20 protein-coding genes are annotated in these 23,712 nt (G+C 33.3%); 2 read left to right on the plus strand and 18 right to left on the minus strand.

The genetic code is table 11. The features are described from left to right. Positions 1 to 82: 82 nt before the first annotated feature. From acs to AC3IPI_RS18135, 7 genes are all read right to left on the minus strand, one after another. Positions 83 to 1,990 (minus strand): acetate--CoA ligase, encoded by a 1,908-nt coding sequence (gene acs / locus AC3IPI_RS18105; protein WP_039112031.1) that lies wholly within the window; start codon positions 1,988 to 1,990, stop codon positions 83 to 85. Between the two features lie 558 nt (positions 1,991 to 2,548). Next, complete coding sequence (gene ilvC, locus AC3IPI_RS18110) at positions 2,549 to 4,018, minus strand: ketol-acid reductoisomerase (protein WP_409416647.1); 1,470 nt, start codon at positions 4,016 to 4,018, stop codon at positions 2,549 to 2,551. A 75-nt stretch (positions 4,019 to 4,093) separates the two neighbouring features. Then, positions 4,094 to 4,618, minus strand: coding sequence for an acetolactate synthase small subunit (gene ilvN / locus AC3IPI_RS18115; protein ID WP_039112029.1), 525 nt, complete (start codon positions 4,616 to 4,618; stop codon positions 4,094 to 4,096). 76 nt (positions 4,619 to 4,694) lie between these two features. Next, positions 4,695 to 6,392: a biosynthetic-type acetolactate synthase large subunit gene (gene ilvB / locus AC3IPI_RS18120; RefSeq protein WP_039112157.1), complete on the minus strand. Its 1,698-nt coding sequence runs from the start codon at positions 6,390 to 6,392 to the stop codon at positions 4,695 to 4,697. A gap of 124 nt (positions 6,393 to 6,516) precedes the next feature. Then, positions 6,517 to 8,190, minus strand: a complete 1,674-nt coding sequence (gene ilvD, locus AC3IPI_RS18125; protein ID WP_039119159.1) for a dihydroxy-acid dehydratase — start codon at positions 8,188 to 8,190, stop codon at positions 6,517 to 6,519. A 270-nt stretch (positions 8,191 to 8,460) separates the two neighbouring features. Next, positions 8,461 to 9,579 (minus strand): 3-isopropylmalate dehydrogenase, encoded by a 1,119-nt coding sequence (gene leuB / locus AC3IPI_RS18130; protein ID WP_039112027.1) that lies wholly within the window; start codon positions 9,577 to 9,579, stop codon positions 8,461 to 8,463. 45 nt (positions 9,580 to 9,624) lie between these two features. Further along, the gene (locus tag AC3IPI_RS18135; RefSeq protein WP_039119225.1) at positions 9,625 to 10,800 is read right to left on the minus strand and encodes a 2-isopropylmalate synthase; all 1,176 of its coding nucleotides are present in this window, start codon (positions 10,798 to 10,800) and stop codon (positions 9,625 to 9,627) included. 155 nt (positions 10,801 to 10,955) lie between these two features. On the opposite strand from AC3IPI_RS18135, the gene AC3IPI_RS18140 reads away from it, so the two are divergent. Continuing rightward, entirely contained in the window at positions 10,956 to 12,500 is a 1,545-nt protein-coding gene (locus AC3IPI_RS18140; RefSeq protein WP_086895136.1) for a hypothetical protein, read from the plus strand. An 83-nt stretch (positions 12,501 to 12,583) separates the two neighbouring features. Here AC3IPI_RS18140 and AC3IPI_RS18145 read toward each other — a convergent pair whose 3' ends face one another. Both AC3IPI_RS18145 and AC3IPI_RS18150 read right to left on the minus strand, forming a co-directional pair. Further along, on the minus strand, positions 12,584 to 12,793 hold the full coding sequence (locus tag AC3IPI_RS18145; protein ID WP_323491449.1) for a hypothetical protein: 210 nt from the start codon (positions 12,791 to 12,793) through the stop codon (positions 12,584 to 12,586). A gap of 228 nt (positions 12,794 to 13,021) precedes the next feature. Then, positions 13,022 to 14,677, minus strand: a complete 1,656-nt coding sequence (locus AC3IPI_RS18150; RefSeq protein ID WP_323491460.1) for a M1 family metallopeptidase — start codon at positions 14,675 to 14,677, stop codon at positions 13,022 to 13,024. A gap of 176 nt (positions 14,678 to 14,853) precedes the next feature. Between AC3IPI_RS18150 and AC3IPI_RS18155 the strand changes: the two genes are divergently transcribed. Beyond that, positions 14,854 to 15,552 (plus strand): carbohydrate-binding family 9-like protein, encoded by a 699-nt coding sequence (locus AC3IPI_RS18155; protein ID WP_489154694.1) that lies wholly within the window; start codon positions 14,854 to 14,856, stop codon positions 15,550 to 15,552. Between the two features lie 125 nt (positions 15,553 to 15,677). Here the strand turns inward: AC3IPI_RS18155 and hisIE are convergent, their stop codons facing one another. From hisIE to hisD, 9 genes are all read right to left on the minus strand, one after another. Beyond that, positions 15,678 to 16,277, minus strand: a complete 600-nt coding sequence (gene hisIE / locus AC3IPI_RS18160) for a bifunctional phosphoribosyl-AMP cyclohydrolase/phosphoribosyl-ATP diphosphatase HisIE (RefSeq protein WP_323491447.1) — start codon at positions 16,275 to 16,277, stop codon at positions 15,678 to 15,680. Between the two features lie 24 nt (positions 16,278 to 16,301). Then, complete coding sequence (locus tag AC3IPI_RS18165; protein WP_323491446.1) at positions 16,302 to 16,868, minus strand: STM3941 family protein; 567 nt, start codon at positions 16,866 to 16,868, stop codon at positions 16,302 to 16,304. Positions 16,869 to 16,896: 28 nt separating this feature from the next. Beyond that, entirely contained in the window at positions 16,897 to 17,652 is a 756-nt protein-coding gene (gene hisF, locus AC3IPI_RS18170; RefSeq protein WP_489154697.1) for an imidazole glycerol phosphate synthase subunit HisF, read from the minus strand. A 26-nt stretch (positions 17,653 to 17,678) separates the two neighbouring features. Then, positions 17,679 to 18,038: a four helix bundle protein gene (locus AC3IPI_RS18175; RefSeq protein WP_489154699.1), complete on the minus strand. Its 360-nt coding sequence runs from the start codon at positions 18,036 to 18,038 to the stop codon at positions 17,679 to 17,681. Between the two features lie 17 nt (positions 18,039 to 18,055). Continuing rightward, on the minus strand, positions 18,056 to 18,817 hold the full coding sequence (gene hisA / locus AC3IPI_RS18180) for a 1-(5-phosphoribosyl)-5-[(5-phosphoribosylamino)methylideneamino]imidazole-4-carboxamide isomerase (RefSeq protein WP_489154701.1): 762 nt from the start codon (positions 18,815 to 18,817) through the stop codon (positions 18,056 to 18,058). Between the two features lie 61 nt (positions 18,818 to 18,878). After that, complete coding sequence (gene hisH, locus AC3IPI_RS18185) at positions 18,879 to 19,523, minus strand: imidazole glycerol phosphate synthase subunit HisH (protein WP_489154703.1); 645 nt, start codon at positions 19,521 to 19,523, stop codon at positions 18,879 to 18,881. A 46-nt stretch (positions 19,524 to 19,569) separates the two neighbouring features. Further along, positions 19,570 to 20,706, minus strand: coding sequence for a bifunctional histidinol-phosphatase/imidazoleglycerol-phosphate dehydratase HisB (hisB, locus tag AC3IPI_RS18190; protein ID WP_489154705.1), 1,137 nt, complete (start codon positions 20,704 to 20,706; stop codon positions 19,570 to 19,572). Between the two features lie 297 nt (positions 20,707 to 21,003). Continuing rightward, entirely contained in the window at positions 21,004 to 22,053 is a 1,050-nt protein-coding gene (gene hisC, locus AC3IPI_RS18195; RefSeq protein WP_489154707.1) for a histidinol-phosphate transaminase, read from the minus strand. 269 nt (positions 22,054 to 22,322) lie between these two features. Next, the gene (gene hisD / locus AC3IPI_RS18200) at positions 22,323 to 23,615 is read right to left on the minus strand and encodes a histidinol dehydrogenase (protein WP_489154709.1); all 1,293 of its coding nucleotides are present in this window, start codon (positions 23,613 to 23,615) and stop codon (positions 22,323 to 22,325) included. Positions 23,616 to 23,712 lie beyond the last annotated feature (97 nt).

Below are 23,712 nucleotides of genomic sequence, written 5' to 3' on the forward strand. Positions count from 1 at the left end.
TTTATTGATAATAACCCATTTTAAAACAAAAAAAGCTGTCTCGATTTGAGACAGCTTAGAAATTTATTTTTTGAAAAAGATATTAGATTTTTTCTTTCATAATCTCTTCTACAATTTCTGGATTCAATAAAGTTGAGATATCTCCAAAGTTTGAGTAATCTCCTTCGGCAATCTTACGTAAAATTCTACGCATGATTTTTCCTGAACGTGTTTTTGGTAAACCAGATACAAACTGAATTTTATCTAACTTAGCAATTGGCCCAATGTGATCTGAAATGTATTGGTTAATCTCTTTACTTAAATTGGCTCTGTCTCTGTATTCTCCTGTTTCTTTTAAGATTACGAAACCGTATAAAGCATTTCCTTTTATATCATGTGGGAATCCAACAATTGCAGATTCTGCTACTGCAGGATGCTCATTAATAGCATCTTCTATTGGAGCCGTTCCTAGGTTGTGTCCCGAAACAATTACAACATCATCTACTCTACCTGTGATTCTGTAATATCCTACTTCATCTCTTAAAGCACCATCTCCTGTAAAGTATTTACCTGGAAAGGCAGAGAAATAAGTGTCTTTATAACGTTGATGATCTCCCCAGATAGTTCTGGCGATTCCTGGCCATGGAAACTTAATACATAAACTTCCTACTACTTGGTTCCCTTCTATTTCATTACGTTTTTCATCCATTAAAACGGGTTGAATTCCAGGAAGCGGTAATGTTGCATATGTAGGTTTTGTAGGCGTTACAAAAGCAATTGGCGAAATCATGATTCCTCCAGTTTCTGTTTGCCACCAAGTATCTACAACTGGACATCTTTTATCTCCTACGTGGTCATTGTACCAGTGCCAAGCTTCTTCGTTGATAGGCTCTCCTACTGATCCAATTACTTTAAGTGATTTTAAAGGGTATTTTTGAACATAATCTAAGCTTTCTTTTGCCAAAGAGCGAATTGCTGTTGGCGCAGTGTAAAACTGAGTTACTTTATGTTTTTCTATAATTTCCCAAAAACGGCTGAAATCTGGGTATGACGGAACTCCTTCAAAGATTACAGTTGTTCCTCCATTTAATAATGGACCGTATAATATGTATGAGTGACCTGTAATCCAACCAATATCGGCTGTACACCAGAAAATATCATTTTCTTCGTGAGCGAAAACATTTTTGAATGTATAAGCTGTGTAAACCATATATCCGGCTGTGGTATGAACCATTCCTTTTGGTTTTCCTGTAGAACCAGATGTATATAAGATAAATAACGGATCTTCTGCATCCATAATTTCTGCAACATTATAGTCTAATGCTGCATCTAGAAGCGGTTGCAACCATTGGTCACGCCCTTCTTTCATTTTTACTTCAGTTTTTGTTCTTTTTGCAACCAATACTTTGGTTACGCATGGACAAGTTTCTAACGCTTCATCAACAATTGCTTTTAAATCAATCGTTTTGTTACCTCTATAACCTCCATCAGAAGTGATAACCATTTTACATTCGCTATCATTTATCCTAGCAGTTACTGCCGATGCCGAAAATCCTGCAAATACAACTGAATGTATTGCTCCAATTCTAGCACATGCCAAAACTGAAACTGCCAATTCTGGAATCATTGGTAAATAAATACAAACTCTGTCTCCTTTTTTTATTCCTTGTTCACGAAGAACATTTGCCATTTTCGAAACTCTCTCGTACAACTCATTATAAGTAATATGTAATGAACTTTCTGATGGATCGTTTGGTTCGAATATTATTGCTGTTTTTTCTCCTCTTTTACTTAAATGTCTGTCAATACAGTTTTTAGTAATATTTACTTTTGCTTCAGAAAACCACTTTACTTCTGCATCTGCCATATTAAAATCAACAACTTTTTCCCATTGTTGATACCATGTGAAATTTTCCTCTGCTATTTTTCCCCAAAATTTTCTTGGTTCACGAACAGATTTATTGTAGTGTTTAAAATATTGTTCTAAATTTTCAATTTTGTAATAACTCATGTTTCCAATTTTTTTATAAAAGTATTAAATCTCTTTCTATTCTTAAAACTATTTAATTTATTAATTATGACAAAAAATTGCATTATGTATTTAAAATTTAGCAATTTATTTGCATTCATTTAAAAATTTGCGATTATAGGTAAATTTACTTTGCATGAAAAAAGGCATGATAAACAATATCATGCCTTTAGTCTTAACAAGATCAACAACAATTAATTTTAATGCCAGAAAATTGCGATTTAGATAAATTCGAATCAATTGTTTTCACTAATTTATTAATGTGTAAATAAGGCATTAATTTCATTTTTCTGCATCTTACAATATCTTCTCGATTTTGAAAATAGCAGCAACATTATTAATTAATAGGATACAAAAAGACAGGGTTTAAAATGTCTTTTATTAGGTATTACTCCACTTAACTATCGCCTCGTTTGTAGTTAAGTGAAAGTAATATGCATCTATATCCATATTATCTTAATAAGTGCTTACTAATTCAAAATATTATATAAAAACAGAGATACAGCGCAAACTCCAACATTTGTTGAAGTCCTAATTTAATTATCCAATTTTTTTCATTGCAGTCATCGATTCTCTCAACCACGCTCCTACTTCTTCGATAGGGTGTAGACGAATAGTTTTATTAACTGCGATAAGTACTGCATTGTCAACTCCATTTGAAGATGAGAATGGTTTTCCGATTACATTTGTATCAACCGTTTTCATGAAATCAGTTAATAACGGTTTGCAAGCGTGATCAAATAAATAACAACCATACTCGGCAGTATCCGATATAATTCTATTCATTTCGTGTAATTTCTTTCTTGCAACAGTATTTGCAATTAGAGGTAATTCGTGTAATGATTCGTAATAAGCAGATTCTTCGATAATACCAGCTTCTGTCATAGTTTCAAAAGCTAATTCTACACCAGCTTTTACCATTGCAATCATTAATACTCCGTTATCAAAGTATTCTTGCTCAGAAATTGCAGCTTCAGTTGGAGCCGTTTTTTCGAAGTTAGTTTCTCCTGTTGCAGCTCTCCAAGTCAATAAATTAACATCGTCATTAGCCCAGTCAATCATCATGTTTCTAGAGAATTCTCCAGACATGATATCGTCTTGGTGTTTTTGGAATAAAGGACGCATAATATCTTTTAATTCATCTGCAATTTCGTAAGCTTCGATTTTAGCAGGATTAGAAAGACGATCCATCATATTAGTGATTCCACCATGTTTCAAGGCTTCTGTAATAGTTTCCCATCCGTATTGGATTAATTTTGAAGCATAACCTGGCTCGATTCCTTTTTCGACCATTTTGTCAAAACATAAGATAGATCCAGTTTGTAACATTCCGCAAAGAATAGTTTGCTCTCCCATTAAATCCGATTTTACTTCGGCAACAAATGAAGATTTTAAAACTCCTGCTTTGTGTCCACCAGTTGCTACAGCATAAGCTTTGGCTTGATCTAAACCTAAATTATTTGGGTCGTTTTCTGGGTGAACAGCAATTAATGTTGGTACACCAAATCCTCTTTTGTATTCTTCACGAACCTCAGAACCTGGACATTTAGGAGCACACATAATTACAGTAATGTCTTTACGAATCTGCATTCCTTCTTCTACAATATTAAAACCGTGAGAATATGCTAGTGTAGAACCATTTTTCATTAATGGCATAATCGCTGTAACTACAGCTGTATGTTGTTTGTCTGGTGTAAGGTTACATACTAAATCTGCTGTTGGAATTAATTCTTCATAAGTACCTACTTTAAAACCATTTTCGGCAGCATTTTTATAAGAAGCTCTTTTTTCTGCAATTGCATCTGGACGTAAAGCGTAAGAAATATCAAGTCCTGAATCTCTCATGTTTAAACCTTGGTTTAAACCTTGAGCTCCACAACCTACGATAACTACTTTTTTTCCTTTTAAAGCAGCAATCCCATCAGCGAATTCTGATTGTTCCATAAATTCGCAAACGCCTAATTGTTCTAATTGTAATCTTAGTGGTAATGTGTTGAAATAATTTGCCATTTTTTTTAAAAAATATTTAATGAATGTGTAATTTAATAATTGTATAAGTTAGTTGGTATTACAGACTAAAACTGACTACAGTTTCAGTTCTTCTAGTAATGTTGATACTTCCATTTTTTCTTTAGAAACCGAAATTCTTCCTGAACGTACAAACTGCATGATTCCGTATGGTTTCAGTTTTGCATGAACTTCTTCAATCTCTGAACGTCTTCCTGATTTTGAAATCACAAAAAAGTCACGCGAAACAGTTACGATGGTAGATTGGCTTTCTTTGATGATATTCTGAATTTGTTTTTCATCAAATAACAAACTTGAATGTATCTTAAATAATGCATTTTCTAAATAAATAGTCTCTTCGTCTGTGTGATAAAAAGCTTTTATTACCTCGATTTGTTTTTCGATTTGTCCAACAATATTCTTAACCCATTTTTCTGTTGTTTCTACAACGATAATAAATCTTGAAACATTGTCTATTTCTGATTCTGAAACGTTTAGACTTAATATGTTAATGTGTCGCTTTAAGAATATTCCTGATATTCTATTTAATAAACCCACATTGTTTTCTGAGTATACCGAAATGGTAAATGTTCTATTTTCCATAGTTATTTGTTTAAAGTTTTCTTGTTTAAAGTTCCAAGTTGCTCAACTTTAAACCTTAAACCTTAAACTTTTTTATTTAGCTTAATCTGATATCAGAAACACATGCTCCTGTTGGAATCATTGGGAATACATTATTTTCTTTTTCAACCATAACTTCTAAGAAATAAGCATCTTCTGAAGCCATCATTTCGGCAACAGCTGCATCTAAATCTTCTCGTTTTGTTACTTTTTTTGCTTTGATATAATATCCTTCAGCAATAGCAACAAAATTTGGATTAATCATTTCTGTAGAAGCGTATCTGTTGTCAAAAAATAGTTCTTGCCACTGACGTACCATTCCTAAGAATTCATTGTTAAGTACTACGATTTTTACTGGTACTCTTGTTTGGAAAATAGTTCCTAATTCCTGAATGGTCATCTGGAATCCTCCATCTCCAATAATTGCTACAACTTCGCGATCTGGTCTTCCCATTTTAGCTCCAATTGCAGCTGGTAAAGCAAATCCCATTGTGCCTAAACCTCCAGAAGTAACATTACTTTTGGTTGTATTAAATTTAGCATAACGACAAGCAAACATTTGGTGCTGACCAACATCCGATACAATTATCGCATCACCTTTGGAGTGTTTGTTAATCATTTCCATGGCTTCACCCATTGAAATACCTTTATTATTTGTAGGGTTTAATTCTTCTTTTATAACCGAATCAAACTCTATTTGATACTTTTCTTTGAATATATTATGCCAAGCTTCGTGTTTGTTATTTTCGATTAACGGAAGTAATGCATCTAATGCTTCTCTTACGTCACCTAAAACAGCAACTTCTGTCTTAACGTTTTTATCAATTTCGGCTGGATCGATATCAAAATGAATCACTTTGGCTTGTTTAGCATAAGTTGCTAAATTTCCTGTAACACGATCATCAAAACGCATTCCTAACGCAATTAGAACATCACATTCGTTAGTAAGTAAGTTTGGTCCGTAATTACCGTGCATTCCTAACATTCCTACGTTTAACGGATGGTCTGTTGGTAAAGCTGAAAGTCCTAATATTGTCCAACCAGCTGGTATTCCAGATTTCTCAATCAAAGCTTTTAATTGCTCTTCGGCTTGACCGAGAATAATTCCTTGCCCAAAAACGATAAATGGTTTTTTAGCTTTATTGATTAATTCGGCTGCTTCTGCAACTTTATCCAATTTTAATTTAGGAACTGGAGTATAACTTCTTATTCCTGTACATTTTTTATAGCTAAATTCAAATTCATCAAATTGTGCATTTTTAGTAATATCTATTAAAACTGGGCCTGGACGACCTGATCTTGCGATATAAAATGCTCTTGCGATAATCTCAGGAATTTCTGAAGCTTCGGTAACTTGGTAATTCCATTTTGTTACTGGAGTCGAAATTCCGATGATATCAGTTTCCTGAAAAGCATCTGAACCTAGTAAATGTTTCCCAACTTGTCCTGTAATACAAACCATTGGAGTCGAATCGATTTGTGCATCGGCAATTCCTGTAACCAAGTTTGTTGCTCCGGGACCAGATGTAGCAATTGCAACGCCTACTTTTCCTGTTGCTCTTGCATATCCCTGAGCTGCATGCGTTGCACCTTGCTCGTGGCGTACAAGAACGTGGTGTAATTGGTCTTTAAATTTGTATAACTCGTCGTAAACAGGCATTATAGCTCCACCCGGATATCCATAAACCAAGTCTACTCCTTCTTCTAACAAACATCTTATCACGGCTTCAGCGCCTGATATTTTTATCTTTTCCATATCGGTATCTTTTTCTTCACTCCTACCTTCAAATAAAGTAGAGATTAGATCTATATTTTCTTCTTTCAATAATTCCTTCATTTTTTTGAATTTTGAAATTAAACTTTTGAAATTGTATTGAATACTATTTATCAGTAACGCAACCTGTAGAAGCGCTGGAAACTGATCTTGCGTATTTAAGCAAAACTCCCTTTGAGGCTTTTAAAGCTGGTTGAATCCAATTAGCTTTTCTTTCATCAAATTCTGCGTCAGATATTTTCAGGTTAATGGTATTTTTAATTGCATCGATGGTAATTAAATCTCCATCTTGTACTAAGGCTATACCACCACCATCATAAGCTTCTGGTGTTATGTGTCCTACCACAAATCCATGCGAACCTCCAGAGAATCTACCGTCTGTAATAAGAGCAACGCTGCTTCCTAAACCAGCTCCTATAATAGCCGATGTTGGTTTTAGCATTTCGGGCATCCCCGGACCACCTTTTGGCCCACAATACCTGATGACGACTACATCTCCTGGTTTTACTTTTCCGGCTTGAATACCTGGAATTACATCAAATTCGCTTTCAAAAACGACTGCAGTTCCTTCAAAATATTCTCCTTCTTTTCCGCTTATTTTGGCAACCGCTCCTTCTGTAGCCAGGTTTCCGTATAAAATCTGGATATTTCCAGTTGGTTTTAATGCTTTTTGAATTTCAAAAATCACCTCTTGTCCATCATTTAAATCTGGAACTGAAGCTAAATTTTCGGCTACTGTTTTCCCTGTTACTGTTAAACAATCTCCGTGAATAAATCCTTCTTTTAATAGATATTTCATTACTGCAGGAACTCCTCCTACATCATGTAAATCTTCCATCATGTATTTACCACTTGGTTTTAAATCAGCAAGTACTGGTGTTTTATCACTGATTCTTTGGAAATCTGCTAATGTAATTTCTACATCTACAGAATGTGCCATTGCAATTAAGTGCATAACTGCATTTGTAGAACCTCCTAAAACTGCTACTAGTGTAATTGCATTTTCAAAAGCCTTACGAGTCATAATATCTCTTGGCTTAATATCTTTTTCTAATAATACTCTGATTGCTTTTCCTGCTTCAATGCATTCTTGTCTTTTTTCTGGGCTCAAAGCTGGATATGATGAGCTAAATGGCAAACTCATACCTAATGCTTCGATTGCCGATGACATAGTGTTTGCAGTGTACATTCCGCCACAAGCACCTGCTCCTGGGCATGCATTTTGAATTACTCCTTTAAAATCTTCATCAGAAATAGTATTTTGGAATTTTTTCCCTAATGCTTCAAAAGCAGAAACAATATTTAAAGATTCTCCTTTCCATTTTCCTGAATGAATTGATCCTCCATAAACCATAAGTGCAGGGCGATTTACTCTTCCCATTGCAATTAGAGCTCCTGGCATATTTTTATCACAACCTGGAATAGCAATTAAACTATCGTACCATTGTGCCCCCATAACTGTCTCGATAGAGTCAGCAATAACATCACGAGAAACTAATGAAAAACGCATTCCGTCAGTACCGTTTGAGATTCCATCACTTACCCCAACTGTGTTGAAAATTAATCCAACTAAATCTGCATTTGAAACTCCTTTTTTGACATCTTTTGCTAAATCGTTCAGGTGCATATTACAAGTGTTACCTTCATATCCCATGCTTACAATTCCAACTTGTGCTTTTTTCAAATCTTCTTCAGTTAGACCAATTCCGTACAACATTGCTTGTGCTGCTGGTTGTGTTTGGTCTTGAGTAATGACTTTGCTGTACTTATTTAATTCCATTATGTGTTATTTGTATTTTAATTTTTATTCAAAAAAAAACCTTCCAGTATTTGGAAGGTTTATAATATTATTTTTCAATTATATTTATACCATTCCCCTATGTATATGTGATTACCACATTGACAATAATGACAGAAGATATAATAATTGAAATTCTCATGTTTTCTTTTTAGATGTGTCAAAAGTATAAAAACTAATACTACTAAAAAAATAAAATCTCAACATTTCAACTTCTTCTTGTGATTAATTTCACGATTTTAACATTTTACCTTAAACAATCGTAGACTGTCCAATATATACGTTATCATTATTGAAATAAAGCAAGTCATCTTTGCTTAAAATAAAATTAGAAACAAACTCTCCTACTTCGTTAGTTCCAAATTTTGAATCAGATTTTAAATCTGTTGTCACTACTTGATATTCTATTGCTTTTTCTACAGCTTCGTATACTTTATTTGCTTCGGTAAAAAGACCAAAATGCTCTAATAACATGGCGGCCGATAATATTGATGCAATAGGATTTGCAATGTTTTTTCCTTTTGCTTGCGGATAAGAACCATGAATTGGTTCAAAAAGCGCATTTTTTTCTCCTAATGAAGCCGAAGCTAATAATCCGATAGAACCTGTGATTACACTTGCTTCATCTGATAGGATATCTCCAAATAAGTTTTCTGTTAGAATAACATCAAACTGTCTTGGGTTAAGGATAATTTGCATTGCTGCATTATCTACAAATAGAAAATCTAAGGCAACATCTGGGTAATTCTCACTTACCGTTTTTACAACTTTTCTCCACAATCTAGACGTTTCAAGTACATTAGCCTTATCGACCATTGTTACTTTTTTGCGACGATTTTGTGCTGCTTTAAAAGCTAAATGTGCAATTCTTGTGATTTCTTCTTCTGAATATTCACATAAATCAGAAGCATGTGTTCCTGCTTCGTTTAATGTTTTCTCACCAAAATATGCTCCTCCGGTAAGTTCTCTGAAAATTGTAAAATCAGCACCTTCAATAATTTGTCTTTTTAAAGGTGATGCGTCTAATAATGCTTTGTATGGCTTTATCGGACGTATGTTTGCAAATAAACCAAGTTCTTTACGCAGTTTTAATAATCCTTGCTCCGGACGAACTTTTGCACTTGGATTATTATCATATTTAGGATCTCCGATTGCGCCAAATAAAACAGCATCGGTATTTAAGCAAAGATTCAGTGTTTGTTCAGGAAGTGGATTTCCTGTTTTATCGATTGCAATTGCTCCCATAAGTGCATCTTCAAAAACAAATTCATGATTGTACACCTCGCCTATAGCATGTAATGCTTTCTTGGCTTGTAAAATTACCTCTGGTCCGATTCCGTCCCCCGATAAAACTGCTATTTTCAAATTCATAATGCCTCGTTCTTTATGTATTTAAATCTTATTTTATTTTTTAAATTAACTTCTGATTAATTCACTTTCTATTTTACAAGCTTCAATAATTTGATGAATATCTTCATCTATAACTTCTTTTTTAATATCTGCAAATCTTAAAAACTCAACATATACAATGTCTAATTGTACTTTGGTAAGTTCATAACCTACTTTCTTGGCTCGGTAAGCCAATGCTGCTCTTCCGCTTCTTGCTGTAAGAATAATCGAAGACTCATTTACTCCAACATCTAGCGGATCCATGATTTCGTAAGTAGCTCTGTTCTTAATCACACCATCCTGATGTATTCCTGAACTGTGTGCAAAAGCATTTGCTCCTACAATTGCTTTGTTTGGCTGAACTATCATTCCCATACTTTCAGAAACCAAACGACTCATTTCGTTTAACTGTCTTGTATTAATATTGGTATCTAGGTTTAAGTAAGGATGTTGCTTAAAAATCATTACTACTTCTTCAAGTGCTGTATTTCCAGCTCTTTCGCCAATACCGTTAATAGTACATTCTATTTGTCTTGCTCCGTTTATAGCTCCTGCGATTGAGTTTGCAGTTGCCATTCCTAAATCATTATGACAATGACATGAAAGAATTACATTCTCGATGCCTTTTACATTTTCTCTTAAATATTTAATTTTTGCACCATATTCGTCAGGTAAACAATATCCTGTTGTATCTGGAATATTAAGCACTGTTGCGCCCGATTTTATTACTTCTTCGCAGACTTTTGCAAGGAACGCATTATCAGTTCTACCAGCATCCTCTGCATAAAATTCTACATCTTCTACGTATGATTTGGCGTGCGATACTGCAAATTTTGCTCTTGCTATAATGTCTTCTCTGGTTGTATTGAGTTTGTGGAGGATGTGAGATTCAGAGGTTCCGATTCCTGTATGGATTCTAGGTTTTTTTGCATGTTTTAATGCCGCTGCTGCAACATCAATATCATTTTTTACAGCTCTTGTAAGACCACAGACGGTGGCGTTCTCTACAATTTTGCAAATCTCAGAGACTGATAAAAAATCCCCTGGGCTAGACACAGGAAAACCTGCCTCAATGATATCAACTCCCATTTCGTCCAGGCGTTTTGCTATCACTAACTTTTGTTTTGTATCTAACTTACATCCTGGGACTTGTTCGCCATCTCTTAAGGTGGTATCAAAAATTTGAACTTTCTCTCTATTCATTTTAATATATTTAATGTAATTTCACATCCTGATAACAAACTTATATTGTATTACTTTAGTATGAAATTCATTTTAGTGAAAATATACTGTTCATAACACAAATTAAAACCTATCAACTATCTAAATATCAATAAATTACATTATTATATTTTACAATGGCTAACCATCAAAAAGATTTTTTATTTGTATTAATAAAGTCCCTTTCCAAATCCGAAAAAAGACAATTCAAGATTTTTGCTAGTCGATTAGAAACTAGCTCAAATACAAAATTTATCGAGCTTTTTAATATTTTAGACAAATCTGAAGTCTACGATGAGAAGCTCATTTTGAAAAGTGGTATTATTAAAAAAGTACAATTATCAAATCTTAAATCGTATTTATACAAGCAAATTTTGGTTAGTATTCGGTTGAATATTCCTAGCCAGAACATTCGTTATCAGTTACGTGAACAAATTGATTTTGCTGCTATTCTTTATAATAAAGGGTTGTATAAACAGAGTTTGAAAATTTTGGATAAAACCAAACAGCAAGCTTTGGAGAATGACGAAAAGTATATGGCGTATGAAATTGTTGAGTTCGAGAAATTAATCGAGTCTCAATATATTACACGAAGTATTCAAGGTCGTGCCGACGAATTGGTTATTCAGGCCAAAGAATTAAATTACCGTAATACTATTTCTAGTAAACTTTCTAATCTTTCGCTACAGCTATATGGTATAATGCTAAAAACGGGTTATGTAAAGAGTGATGAAGAATATAAATACATCGATGATTATTTTAATAAACATATTGCCAAATTAGACGAAACTAAGTTTGGTTTCCGCGAAAAATATTGGTTTTATAATGCCAATTTATGGCGTAGTTTCTTGGTTCAGGATTTCTTGGCAAGTTATAAATATGCCTATAAATGGGTTACGTTGTTTTACGATAATCCAAATATGATTTTCTTAAATCCTGTGTTCTTTTTAAAAGGAAACCATTATTTTCTGGAGTCGCTGTATATGTTGAAATACAAATCTAATTTTAAGAAATACCTATCTTTATTAGAAGAAACTATTAATGATCCGCGTTTTCCTGTAAATGACAACGTTGCTTCATTATCGTTCTTGTATTTGTATAACAATAAACTGAATTATCATATTCTTGATGCGTCTTTTGCTGAAAGCGAATATTTAATTCCAGAAATATTAGATAAAATAAAACTTCATAGCGAGCATCTTGATGAACATCACGAGATGTTGTTTTACTATAAAATTGCTTGTATTTATTTTGGTAACGAAAAGTATAATGAATCTATATTTTATTTAGAGAAAATCATAAACAATAAGAATCTTACGATGCGTGAGGATTTAATGTGTTTCTCCCGAATATTATGCCTTATCGTTCATTATGAGTTAGGGAAAGATTATTACTTAGAAAATCAACTGAAGAACACGTATAAGTTTTTATTAAAAATGAATGACTTACACGAAGTACAAAAAGAGATTATTAAGTTCTTAAAGAACCTAAATAACTTCTACCCTAACGATATTAAAAAGGAATTTATAAAGATGCGTGAGCGTTTTATCGAGTTGGAAAAAAACACTTACGAAAAAAGAGCATTTTTATACTTGGATATTATTTCGTGGCTTGAAAGCAAAATCGAGAATCGAAAAATAGCCGATATCATGAGAGAAAAAGCGAAGCTTATTAATAGATAAAGAGAAAAGGTTCTGAGGTACTAAGAAAATTTAAAAGATTTTAAACCTTTGTAACTTAGAACCTCAGAACCTTTGAGTCTATTTTATCTGCAATAACAGCATGTTGATGTTCCTTGTAAACAAACATCTCCTTGTCCTGGCGTATTAGATAGTACTCCTCCAGCTTCTCCACATAATCTATCGCATAAACCAATTGTAGGATTTACGTATGGAAGTTTAACACCTCCGAATATTAATTTTTGAGCGTTATTACTAATAATTTCAATGTTTTTTAGGTTTTTTAAATTTTTCATAATTGTAATAATTTAATTTTTTCCTACTCTTTAGCTTTTCGGATTACGCTTTTTAATTTGCTAATAGTTATAAGTTTAGCTAATCTAAATTATAAAAATAATTAACATAACATAATTAATTTGTAAGTTTTATAACAAATAATAGTTTTATAGTAAAAAATCTTGAATTATTCTCAATAAAAAAAGGCTTCCAATTTGGAAGCCTTTTTATAGGTTTTATGCAAGTTCTTATTTTGTAATATTGAATTCAGAAACATAAAAATTGATATCTAATTTTAAATCTGTTTTTCCAGATGCTACTTTTAGATTACTCCATTCGGCAACTGGTTTTAACCAAGTTTCAACACCGTTTAGAGTAACTTTTATTGGCATATTAAATCCTGCCACTGCATTTGACCAACGATATGTTAATTGCTCTCCTTTAAAGTAATACTCTAATGTTGGGATCATCGTTGTTCTTAAATATTGATTAAATACTGGAGTTAAGTTTATTCCGGCTTCTTTACTCATATAATCTTCTATTTGTTGTGTAGTAACTGTTTGGTGATAAAATGTAGCATTTAAACCTCTTAAAATAGCTCTCCACTTTTCATCATTATTTACTAACTGACGTATTGTATGCAGCATATTGGCTCCTTTTTGGTACATATCGCCAGAACCTTCATTGTTTACCTCATAATTACCAATGATTGGTTTGTCATTACGAATAACTTTTCGGCAACCTCTTACATATTCTGCACCAGCGTCTTTACCATAATAATATTCTACAAACAGACTTTCAGAATAGTTGGTAAAACTTTCGTGAACCCACATATCAGCGATGTCTTTATAGGTAATATTATTAGCAAACCATTCATGTCCTGATTCGTGAATAATGATAAAATCAAATTTTAATCCCCAACCTGTTCCGCTTAAATCACGTCCCAAATAACCATTTTTATATTCATTACCATAAGTTACACTACTTTGGTGTTCCATTCCTAAATAAGGAGCTTCTACCAGTTTATAACTGTCTTCGTAAAAAGGGTAAGGACCAAACCAGTGCTCAAACGCTTTAAGCATTCTTGGTGCATCTTTAAATTGTATTTTAGCTTTTTCTAAATTTTCTCTTAAAACATAATAGTTACAATCCAGATCGCCTTTTTCTCCTTTATATTTTTCTGAGAAATTAACGTAATCTCCAACATTTATGTTTACTCCGTAATTATTAATTGGGTTTGCAACGTACCAGTTATACGTTTTTGTACCATCTTTTAATTTTTTTACGCTTTGCAAACGACCATTAGAAACATCCATTAAATGTCCCGGAACGTTTACACTAATAAGCATATTTTCGACTTCATCATACATATGATCCTTGCAAGGCCACCAAACGCTAGCGCCTAATCCTTGGCATGATGAGGCGATAAAATCATTGCCTTTACTATCTTTTTTCCAAGTAATTCCTCCATCCCATGGTGGTCTTACTGCAACTTTTGGTTTTCCTCCAAAAAATACTTTTATTTCTTTTACTTCGCCAACTTTTTGGCTTGCCGTTAATTGAACAAAAAAAGCATTTCCTTCTCTTTCAAATTTTAATTCTTTACCATCCTGGATAACTTTGTAGATATCCATTGGTTTTTGCAAATCGATTTGCATTTTGTTGTAATCCTGCAAAACGGTATATCGTATAGTATTTGATCCCGTAATCGTACTATCTTTTGGATTTACTTTTACATCTAAATGGTAGTATTTTAAATCCCACCAAGCTCTCTCTTTGGTAATACTGCCGCGTAAGGTATCTTGTCTTGTAAAGGCAGTTTCGGACTTATTGAGAAGCCCTTGTGCACTTGCGTAATTAAAAACAAATGCTGCGAAAAAGATAACGCTAAAACATTTTTTCATGAATTTCAGTTTTTGGATAATAGATAATTTTCTGGTATTAATTTTTATTTCAACAAATGTAACTAATCGAATTAAATTCGTGATAGTTTTCATTTTTAAAATTATTGAAATATTTAACTATTGTTATCTAAATTTTCTTGCTTATTTTAGCAAGATATAAAGCTATAATCCTAGTTATGAAGCTCTCCCATTTATTTTATTTTGTAGTTTTTCTTTTTTCATTTTTATCTTATTCTCAAAATATTCCTATTCATCGAATAACGAATGCTATTACTATCGATGGTGATTTATCCGATTGGAAGACTCCTTTTATTGGCCCATTTGTTATACATGATTCTGGAGCAAAAGCCACTCAGGAAACCTATGTTTCCCTTTCTTGGGATAATGAAAACTTATATTTAGGATATAAGAGTAAAGATTCCAAAATTATTGGCTCGGCTATAAATCATGATACTCAAATATTTAACACCGATGATTTGGTTGAGTTATTTCTGGATCCCGATGGAGATTCTGAAAACTATATTGAGATTGGTGTTAATGCTTTTTCAAGCAATTATGATATGATTATTCATTGTATTTCACCCTCTTGCGGTGGCTGGGATACCGATATTTCATTAGATATTACTGGACTAAAAACCGCCAGTAAAATTAACAAAGACGGTTATGATACAGAAATCATGATTCCGTTTTCTAGCTTAACCGCAGTTAAAGATGCAGGTTTTACTGTTCCTGTAGTTGGTACAAAATGGAAAGGAAATCTTTTTAGAATCGATTATGGTAATGAAACCGAATATCAGGCAATTTCCCCTTATGACGGCTCACAATTTGGATTTCATCAACCTGATCAGTTTAAGGTTTTTGAGTTTGTGGAGTAAGGCTAAAGGTACTAAGGTTCTGAGGCGCAAAGGGACAAAGGTTTTCCGTAGAGGCGCACCGCAGTGCGTCTTAGAGACCTTTGTCAAAGTTTGAACTTTGACAAAGGTTGCTGTTCCCTAATAATCTACTTCTGACGTTTTTTTAATACTTCTACAACATCATCTATCTGAAAACCTTTGGCTTGTAGTAATATTAGATAGTGAAAAAGTAAATCGGCACTTTCGCTCAGGAATAAATCATCGTTATCGTCTTTGGCTTCGATAACCACTTCTATGGCTTCTTCGCCTACTTTTTGAGCTATTTTGTTAATGCCTAATTTAAATAAGGAAGCGACATAGCTTTTCTCAGAATCGGCGTTTTCTCTTCTTGATTTAATTGTATCCTCAAGATCCGAAATAAATCCGTAATTAGTTTTGTTCTCTTCTTGCCAGCAGGTGTCTGCACCTGTATGACAGGTTGGTCCTTCGGGTTGTACCTGTATTAAAAGTGTGTCGTTATCGCAGTCATTTTTAATGCTTTTTAGGTGCAAAAAGTTACCGCTCTCCTCGCCTTTTGTCCACAATCGTTTTTTGGTACGGCTGTAGAATGTAACTTTTTGAGTTTCGATTGTTTTTTGATACGCTTCTTCATTCATGTAACCAAGCATCAATACGTTTTTGGTTTCGCTATCCTGGATTATTGCCGGAATTAATCTGTCGCTATTTTTTAAGAAATCTATTTTCATTTTTTTATTTAAAGATTAAAAAATTTAAGAATTTAAAGATGATTTAATTTCATTAGCTTGAAATTCTTCAAATTTCTGTGTTATATTATATTTCAGTTCGATAAAAGGAATTTTAAGTCCATTCGCAGAAATACTTACTGGCGAACCGGATTCTTTAAAGTTCATTTTAAGCATTTTTCTTTTAATCGAATTAGTTTCTTTGTTAATATAATCTTCTGGATTTTTAAGATAAATGGTAACAAATTTTTGAGTTATAACTGCTCGTTCGGCAACAGCCATAACATCTGTCCATGGTATTCTTCCTATTGAAACTCCCGAAGAATTATCGACTATTCCCATATTATCAATAATAACTCCCGGTTTTTTATCGAATATTTTTTTTGTACAAAAATATATACCAAACAATCCCATTAAAGTCCCCAAAATAGAGGCTGTGTTTTTTATAATTAGATTATTAAAAATCGGATTACCTACTTCTGGTTGATCCAATAATATCCAAAGGCTTGCGACTAAAAATAAGATTGAAAAAAATAATAGTTTTATCAATTTACCTTTACTCATTGGGATTTCTATTTTGTCTTTGTTCTGCATATATTGGTTTGTATTGTAAATATTTAAATTAAAGCCTTACTTCAATATTATTATTTTTAAGTTCTTGTTTTAAAGCTTTTATCTCAATTTCTTTAAAATGAAAAACACTTGCCGCTAGTGCTGCATCTGCTTTACCTATTTTAAAAGTATCTACAAAATGCTGAATATTTCCTGCTCCGCCTGATGCTATTATCGGGATATTTACCAATTCTGAAAGTTTAGCCAAAGCTTCGTTTGCAAATCCGTTTTTAGTTCCGTCATTATCCATTGAGGTAAACAAGATTTCGCCTGCACCACGTTGGGCAACTTCTACAGCCCAATCGAATAGGTTTAATTCCGTAGGGACTTTTCCGCCTACTAAATGCACAATCCATTGATCGTTAATTTGTTTGGCATCTATAGCCACAACCACGCATTGGCTTCCAAATTTTTGTGCTAAGTCATTAATTAACTGCGGATTTTTGACTGCCGAAGAATTAATAGAAACTTTATCTGCTCCGTTATTGAGCAAAATTTCAACATCTTCGACAGATGAGATTCCACCGCCTACGGTAAACGGAATATTTATTGTCGAAGCCACTTTTCGAACTAAATCGATCAAGGTTTTGCGTCTTTCTTCGGTTGCCGAAATATCTAAAAAAACCAATTCATCGGCACCTTCATCCGAATATATTTTGGCTAGTTCCACTGGATCTCCCGCATCACGTAAATCTACAAAATTTACACCTTTTACAGTTCTTCCGTTTTTTATATCAAGACAAGGGATTATTCTTTTTGTTAACATCTATCGTAAGTATTAAGGATGAAGTATTAATTCTTTTTGTGGTTGTTTTTCGAAGTTATAATTATGCTTTTTATTAATTTTAAAACTTCAATACCATCATTATTCATACTTAAAAATTCTTCATTAGAAATATAATCTGTTGCTTGTAAAAGTTCTAACCAGTATAAGGTTTCATCAGCCTCTTTTTGAGAAATTCCCATTTTATGTATAAAATCAGCTTTACTTTCTGCATTTTTTGCTTCTCTAATATTTGCACCAACAGAAGTACCTGAACGCAATATTTGTTTACTCATTACATACTCTCCTCTACCATTTAATATTTTATATAGATTAACAATTCTTATAGCAAATGAAAAACTTTTCTTTTTAATAACATCCTCATTCATAACTTAATACTTCATCCTTAATAATTAATACTTAATATATAGTTCTCTAGTTGCTTCAATGAAATCCGTCCTTCATAAATCGCTTTCCCAATAATGGTTCCTTCACAACCTAATTCTTCTAGTTTTGGTAATTCGTCAAAGGTTGAAATTCCACCAGAAGCAATTAGTTTTATTTTTCTTACGATGGCTTTATCATCAGCAATCACTGTTCCTTGATCTAATATTTTTTCATACAAATCAAAACTTGGACCTTCGAGCATTCCGTCTTTGGCAATATCGGTACAAATGACGTATTCAATTCCTTTTTTTATGTAATCTTTAATAAACGGAATCAAATCTTCATTAGAATCTTCTAGCCAGCCCGAAACAGCAACTTTTTCATTATTAGCATCAGCACCAAGGATTATTTTATCAGAACCGTATTCGGCAATCCATTTTTCGAATATTTCTCTGTTTTTTACTGCAATACTTCCGCCGGTTATTTGGTTTGCACCACTTTCGAAAGCAATTTTTAAATCAGCATCGGATTTTAATCCTCCTCCAAAATCAATTTTTAAACTTGTTTTTGTAGCAATCTCTTCCAGAATCTTATAGTTCACGATTCGGCTCGATTTTGCACCATCTAAATCTACTAAATGCAGGTATTCTATTCCGTGTGCTTCAAATGATTTAGCTACTTCTAGCGGATTTTCGTTGTAAATAATCTTAGTATTGTAATCCCCTTTGGATAAGCGAACACATTTTCCCTCGATGATATCTATTGCTGGTATTATTCTCATTGTTTTTTATTAAAAGATTTAAAAATTTAATAATTTAAAGATTGTTGGATTTTTTCAATATTTAAATTATTAAATCATTCATTTTTAAGAAATTCGACAAAATCTTCTCTCCAATATCTCCGCTCTTTTCAGGGTGAAATTGGGTTCCGTAAAAATTATTTTTCTGTAAAGCCGATGCATATTCTACTTCATAATTCGTTGTAGCGATTGCTTCTTTGCAAAGTGGCGCGTAAAAACTATGCACTAAATACATATACTCGTTTTCATTAACCCCAGTAAACAAAGGCGATTGCAAATTATAAATATTATTCCAGCCCATTTGTGGTACTTTTACCGAAGGGGTGAATTTTATTACATCGACATCAAATATTCCCAAACCTTTGGTATTTCCTTCTTCAGATGATTTGCACATTAACTGCATTCCCAAACAAATACCTAAAACGGGCTGTTTTAAATTTGGAATCAAATTATTTAAGCCGCTCTCAATTAATTTTTCCATTGCCGAACTTGCTTCGCCAACTCCGGGGAAAATAACTTTATCCGCAGCTTGTATTTCGTCAGGATTATTACTCAAAGTAGCTTTAAATCCTAATCTTTCGATTGCGAACATGATACTTTGTATGTTTCCTGCACCGTAATTTATAATGACAAGCCCCCCAGCCCCCGAAGGGGGAGTTATTGTAGATTGTGTGATATTTTGATTCATAATATATTTGTATAGATTGGTAATTCCCCCTTTGGGGGTAAGGGGGCTACAACATTCCTTTTGTCGATGGTAAAATCATTTTCTCGGTATCTCTTTTTACGGCAACTTTTATTGCTTTCGCGAAAGCTTTAAAAATCGCTTCAATTTTGTGATGCTCGTTTGTTCCTTCAGCTTTAATATTAATATTTGCTTTGGCACCATCCGAGAATGATTTAAAGAAATGGAAAAACATTTCTGTTGGCATCTTCCCAACCATTTCACGTTTAAATTCGGTTTCCCAAACCAGCCAATTTCTTCCTCCAAAATCTATAGCAACTTGCGATAAGCAGTCGTCCATTGGCAAGCAAAAGCCGTAACGTTCAATTCCTAGTTTGTTTCCTAATGCTTTAGCAAACACTTCTCCTAGCGCAATTGCAGTATCTTCGATTGTGTGGTGCTCATCGACTTCGAGATCTCCTTTTACAAGGATTTCAAGATCCATTTGTCCATGACGCGCTATTTGATCCAGCATATGGTCAAAAAATGCAATCCCAGTTTCGATTTTGCTTTTTCCAGTTCCATCAAGATTCAGGTTGATATAAATATCAGTTTCGTTGGTTTTACGAGTTATCGAAGCCGAGCGTGCTTCTAGCTTCAAAAATTCGTAAATCGTCTTCCAATCGGTGGTTTGTAGTGCAATAACAGGATCTAATTCTTCTCTTTTTGAAGCTACTTCTGTGCTCCCCAAACCTTCATCAGTATTAATAAAAATAGCTTTAGAACCTAGGTTTTTAGCCAATTCTACATCTGTTAAACGATCTCCTAACACAAATGAATTTTCCAGATCATATTCTGGATTATCAAGATATTGAGTAAGCATTCCCGTTCTTGGTTTGCGCGTTATTGCGTTCTCATGCGGGAAAGTTTTATCTATAAAAACAGCTTTAAAAATAACTCCTTCGTTCTCAAACGCCTTCATAATAAAATTATGTATTGGCCAGAATGAATCTTCAGGATGAGAATCAGTTCCTAATCCATCTTGGTTAGTTACCATTACTAACTCATAATCTAATTCATTGGCAATTTTAGCCAGATATTGAAACGCTTTTGGATAGAACTCTAGTTTGTCAAAACTATCCAATTGGTAATCTGCTGGTTCCAGAACCATCGTTCCGTCACGGTCTATAAAAAGTACTTTTTTCATGTTATATTTTTTTTTGCCACTGATTTCAAGGATTAAGAAGATTTCTTTTAGTGAGGAGAAACTTTAATAATCCGTTTAATCTGTGAAATTCAATCTAACTCTTTGCGAAAGGAACGCGGATTATGCGGATTCGCTATCGCGAAAACACGGATTAAAACGGATTTTATTTTTGATTGTTTTTAAATCAGTTTTAATCCGCGGCTTTACTTTTGTAAATCCGTATCATCCGCGTCCCTTTATAGACAATCTAAGTTAGCAACTCTTTCTCAAAGTCCTAAAAAATCTGTGGCCTGTTTTTTAGTTTAATAGCTTCAATGCTTCAATTAATTTTTTATTTTCAGCTTCAGTTCCAATAGTTAATCGCAAACAATTTTCGCATAATGGCTGAGTCGTTCTGTTTCTTATAACGATTCCTTTTGCAATAAGTTCATCATATCTTTTGTTAGCGTCATCTACTTTTACCAATATAAAATTAGCTTCGGTTGGATATATTTTCTCTACAAATTTCACATTAAGTAATACTTTAAGTAATTGCTCTCTTTGTGCTATAATAGCAGCTATTTCGGTATTTATTTTAGCGGTTTCTTTTAATCGTAAACCAGCTCTTTGTTGCGTTAGTTCGTTTACATTATAAGGTGGTTTTATTTTATTTAAAACCGAAATTACTGCTGCCGATGCATAACAAATTCCTAAACGTATTCCTGCTAAACCATAAGCTTTAGAGAGTGTTTGGGTGATTACTAAATTAGGATATTCATCTAATTCGTTTATCCAACTTTCTTTTTTAGAGAAGTCTATATATGCTTCGTCAATTACCACTAAACCTTTAAAATTCTGCAATAAAGCTACCACGCTTTCATCAGAAAATGAATTTCCTGTTGGATTGTTTGGCGAACATAAAAAGAGTATTTTGGTATTGTCATTAACAGCTTCTAATATTTGGTCAACTTTTGGTTGGAAATCTTCCGAAAGCAAAACCTCTTTATTTTCTACATCGTTTATATTAGCCAGAACACTATACATTCCGTATGTTGGCGGTAACGAAATTATGTTGTCTTTTTTTGGTTCACAAAATGCACGAAATAATAAATCCAATACTTCATCACTTCCGTTTCCTAATAAAATCTGGTTTAGATTAATGCCCTTTTGCTTTGCTAAAACTTGTTTAACGTTATTTTGCTGTGGATCTGGATAACGATTTACACCATTTTCAAAAGGATTTTCGTTAGCATCCAGAAAAACCATATCGGCAGTATCAAAATCTTCAAATTCATCACGTGCAGACGAATAAGGTTTTAATTGTTTTACGTTTTCACGCACTAAGTTATTTATATCAAAATTTTCCATGTTATTTTTTTTAGAGAGGTAAGATTTATAGAAGAAAGAGAATAGAAGCAAGAGAATAGATAATAGCCATTGGCTTTAAAAACATAGTATTGATTTTCTTTATTCTATTGTATAGCTTTTACTCTATATTCACTTATTATATAGTCTTTACTCTATATTTTTTTAACCTATCATCTACTCTCTACTATATAGTTTTTACTCTATTTATTTATCGTATAGTCTTTACTCTGTTATCTTGTCTCTTTACTCTTTACTCTTTACTCTTTACTCTATTCACTTGCCTCTATTTTCGCCAATCGCAAAGTCACTGCATTTTTATGAGCTTGTAATCCTTCGGCTTCAGCCATAACTTCGATCGCTTTTCCGATATTCTGGATTCCTTTTTCGGTTATTTTCTGAAAAGTCATCGATTTCATAAAACTATCCAGATTCACTCCGCTATAATTCTTGGCATATCCATTTGTTGGCAAAGTATGATTGGTTCCAGATGCGTAATCTCCAGCACTTTCTGGCGTATAATTACCTATAAAAACTGATCCAGCATTATATATTCCATCTACATAAAAATCCTCATCATTAGTGCAAATAATAAAGTGTTCCGGACCATATTCATTAATTAACTGAAGCGCAATAGTACTATTTTCTACAAAGATTAATTTTGAATTTGCGATTGCTTTTTCGGCTATTGCTTTTCTTGGTAAAACAGCCATTTGCGATTGAATTTCGCTTTCTACAGCATCAATCAGAATTTTTGAAGTCGAAACTAATATTACCTGACTATCCGTTCCGTGTTCTGCTTGCGATAATAAATCAGAAGCTACAAAGGCTGGAACGGCGCTATCATCGGCAACTACCAATAATTCTGATGGTCCTGCTGGCATATCTATCGCTACTCCAAACTGTGTTGCCAGTTGTTTAGCAACAGTTACAAACTGATTTCCTGGGCCAAATATTTTATACACTTTAGGAATTGTTTCTGTACCAAATGTCATTCCGGCAATAGCTTGGATTCCTCCTACTTTTATAATTTTGGTTACTCCGCATAAATTTGCAGCATATAATATAGCTGGATTTATTTTTCCGTTTTTATCTGGGGGAGAACACAAAACGATTTCATTGCAACCTGCAATTGCTGCTGGAACTGCAAGCATTAAAACGGTTGAGAACAAAGACGCTGTTCCTCCCGGAATGTACAAACCAATTTTTTGGATTGGTCTTTTTTCTTGCCAGCAATTTACACCTTTGGTAGTTTCGATTGTGATTCTTTCGGTTTTTTGTGCCGAGTGAAACTTGTAAATATTGCTTTTAGCTAGCTGAATAGCTTCTTTAAGTTCATCAGATATCAAAGTAATTGCTTCGTTTATTTCTTCTTGCGAAACTTCATTGGTATCTAAGACAATTCCATCAAATATCGAAGTGTATTTAGAAACTGCTTCGTCTCCTTTTTTTTGTACTTCTTTAAAAATTTCTTTAACCGTAGTTTCGATATCATCGATGGTTTTGGTTGGTCTTTTTAATATTTCCGACCAAGTCTCGGGTGTTGGGTTATATATCTTGTTCATTTTCTTTTATGCTTTAAGCTTTAGGCTCTAAGCCATAAGCTTTATTAAGTTTGTGTTGTATTTTTTTGGGCTAAAAGCATATTGCCTAAAGCCTAAT

Source organism: Flavobacterium sp. GL_143 (assembly GCF_057834355.1).

What these genes read in the sequence shown, in the direction of transcription:
- hisH (WP_489154703.1), bottom strand. Translation starts at nt 19,523, where the DNA reads ATGAATCAAAATATCACACAATCTACAATAACTCCCCCTTCGGGGGCT.
- AC3IPI_RS18165 (WP_323491446.1), bottom strand. Translation starts at nt 16,868, where the DNA reads ATGCAGAACAAAGACAAAATAGAAATCCCAATGAGTAAAGGTAAATTG.
- ilvN (WP_039112029.1), bottom strand. Translation starts at nt 4,618, where the DNA reads ATGGAAAATAGAACATTTACCATTTCGGTATACTCAGAAAACAATGTG.
- AC3IPI_RS18150 (WP_323491460.1), bottom strand. Translation starts at nt 14,677, where the DNA reads ATGAAAAAATGTTTTAGCGTTATCTTTTTCGCAGCATTTGTTTTTAAT.
- AC3IPI_RS18145 (WP_323491449.1), bottom strand. Translation starts at nt 12,793, where the DNA reads ATGAAAAATTTAAAAAACCTAAAAAACATTGAAATTATTAGTAATAAC.
- AC3IPI_RS18155 (WP_489154694.1), top strand. Translation starts at nt 14,854, where the DNA reads ATGAAGCTCTCCCATTTATTTTATTTTGTAGTTTTTCTTTTTTCATTT.
- hisD (WP_489154709.1), bottom strand. Translation starts at nt 23,615, where the DNA reads ATGAACAAGATATATAACCCAACACCCGAGACTTGGTCGGAAATATTA.
- ilvB (WP_039112157.1), bottom strand. Translation starts at nt 6,392, where the DNA reads ATGGAAAAGATAAAAATATCAGGCGCTGAAGCCGTGATAAGATGTTTG.
- AC3IPI_RS18175 (WP_489154699.1), bottom strand. Translation starts at nt 18,038, where the DNA reads ATGAATGAGGATGTTATTAAAAAGAAAAGTTTTTCATTTGCTATAAGA.
- hisF (WP_489154697.1), bottom strand. Translation starts at nt 17,652, where the DNA reads ATGTTAACAAAAAGAATAATCCCTTGTCTTGATATAAAAAACGGAAGA.
- ilvC (WP_409416647.1), bottom strand. Translation starts at nt 4,018, where the DNA reads ATGGCAAATTATTTCAACACATTACCACTAAGATTACAATTAGAACAA.
- hisIE (WP_323491447.1), bottom strand. Translation starts at nt 16,277, where the DNA reads ATGAAAATAGATTTCTTAAAAAATAGCGACAGATTAATTCCGGCAATA.
- ilvD (WP_039119159.1), bottom strand. Translation starts at nt 8,190, where the DNA reads ATGGAATTAAATAAGTACAGCAAAGTCATTACTCAAGACCAAACACAA.
- leuB (WP_039112027.1), bottom strand. Translation starts at nt 9,579, where the DNA reads ATGAATTTGAAAATAGCAGTTTTATCGGGGGACGGAATCGGACCAGAG.
- AC3IPI_RS18135 (WP_039119225.1), bottom strand. Translation starts at nt 10,800, where the DNA reads ATGAATAGAGAGAAAGTTCAAATTTTTGATACCACCTTAAGAGATGGC.
- hisB (WP_489154705.1), bottom strand. Translation starts at nt 20,706, where the DNA reads ATGAAAAAAGTACTTTTTATAGACCGTGACGGAACGATGGTTCTGGAA.
- hisA (WP_489154701.1), bottom strand. Translation starts at nt 18,817, where the DNA reads ATGAGAATAATACCAGCAATAGATATCATCGAGGGAAAATGTGTTCGC.
- hisC (WP_489154707.1), bottom strand. Translation starts at nt 22,053, where the DNA reads ATGGAAAATTTTGATATAAATAACTTAGTGCGTGAAAACGTAAAACAA.
- AC3IPI_RS18140 (WP_086895136.1), top strand. Translation starts at nt 10,956, where the DNA reads ATGGCTAACCATCAAAAAGATTTTTTATTTGTATTAATAAAGTCCCTT.
- acs (WP_039112031.1), bottom strand. Translation starts at nt 1,990, where the DNA reads ATGAGTTATTACAAAATTGAAAATTTAGAACAATATTTTAAACACTAC.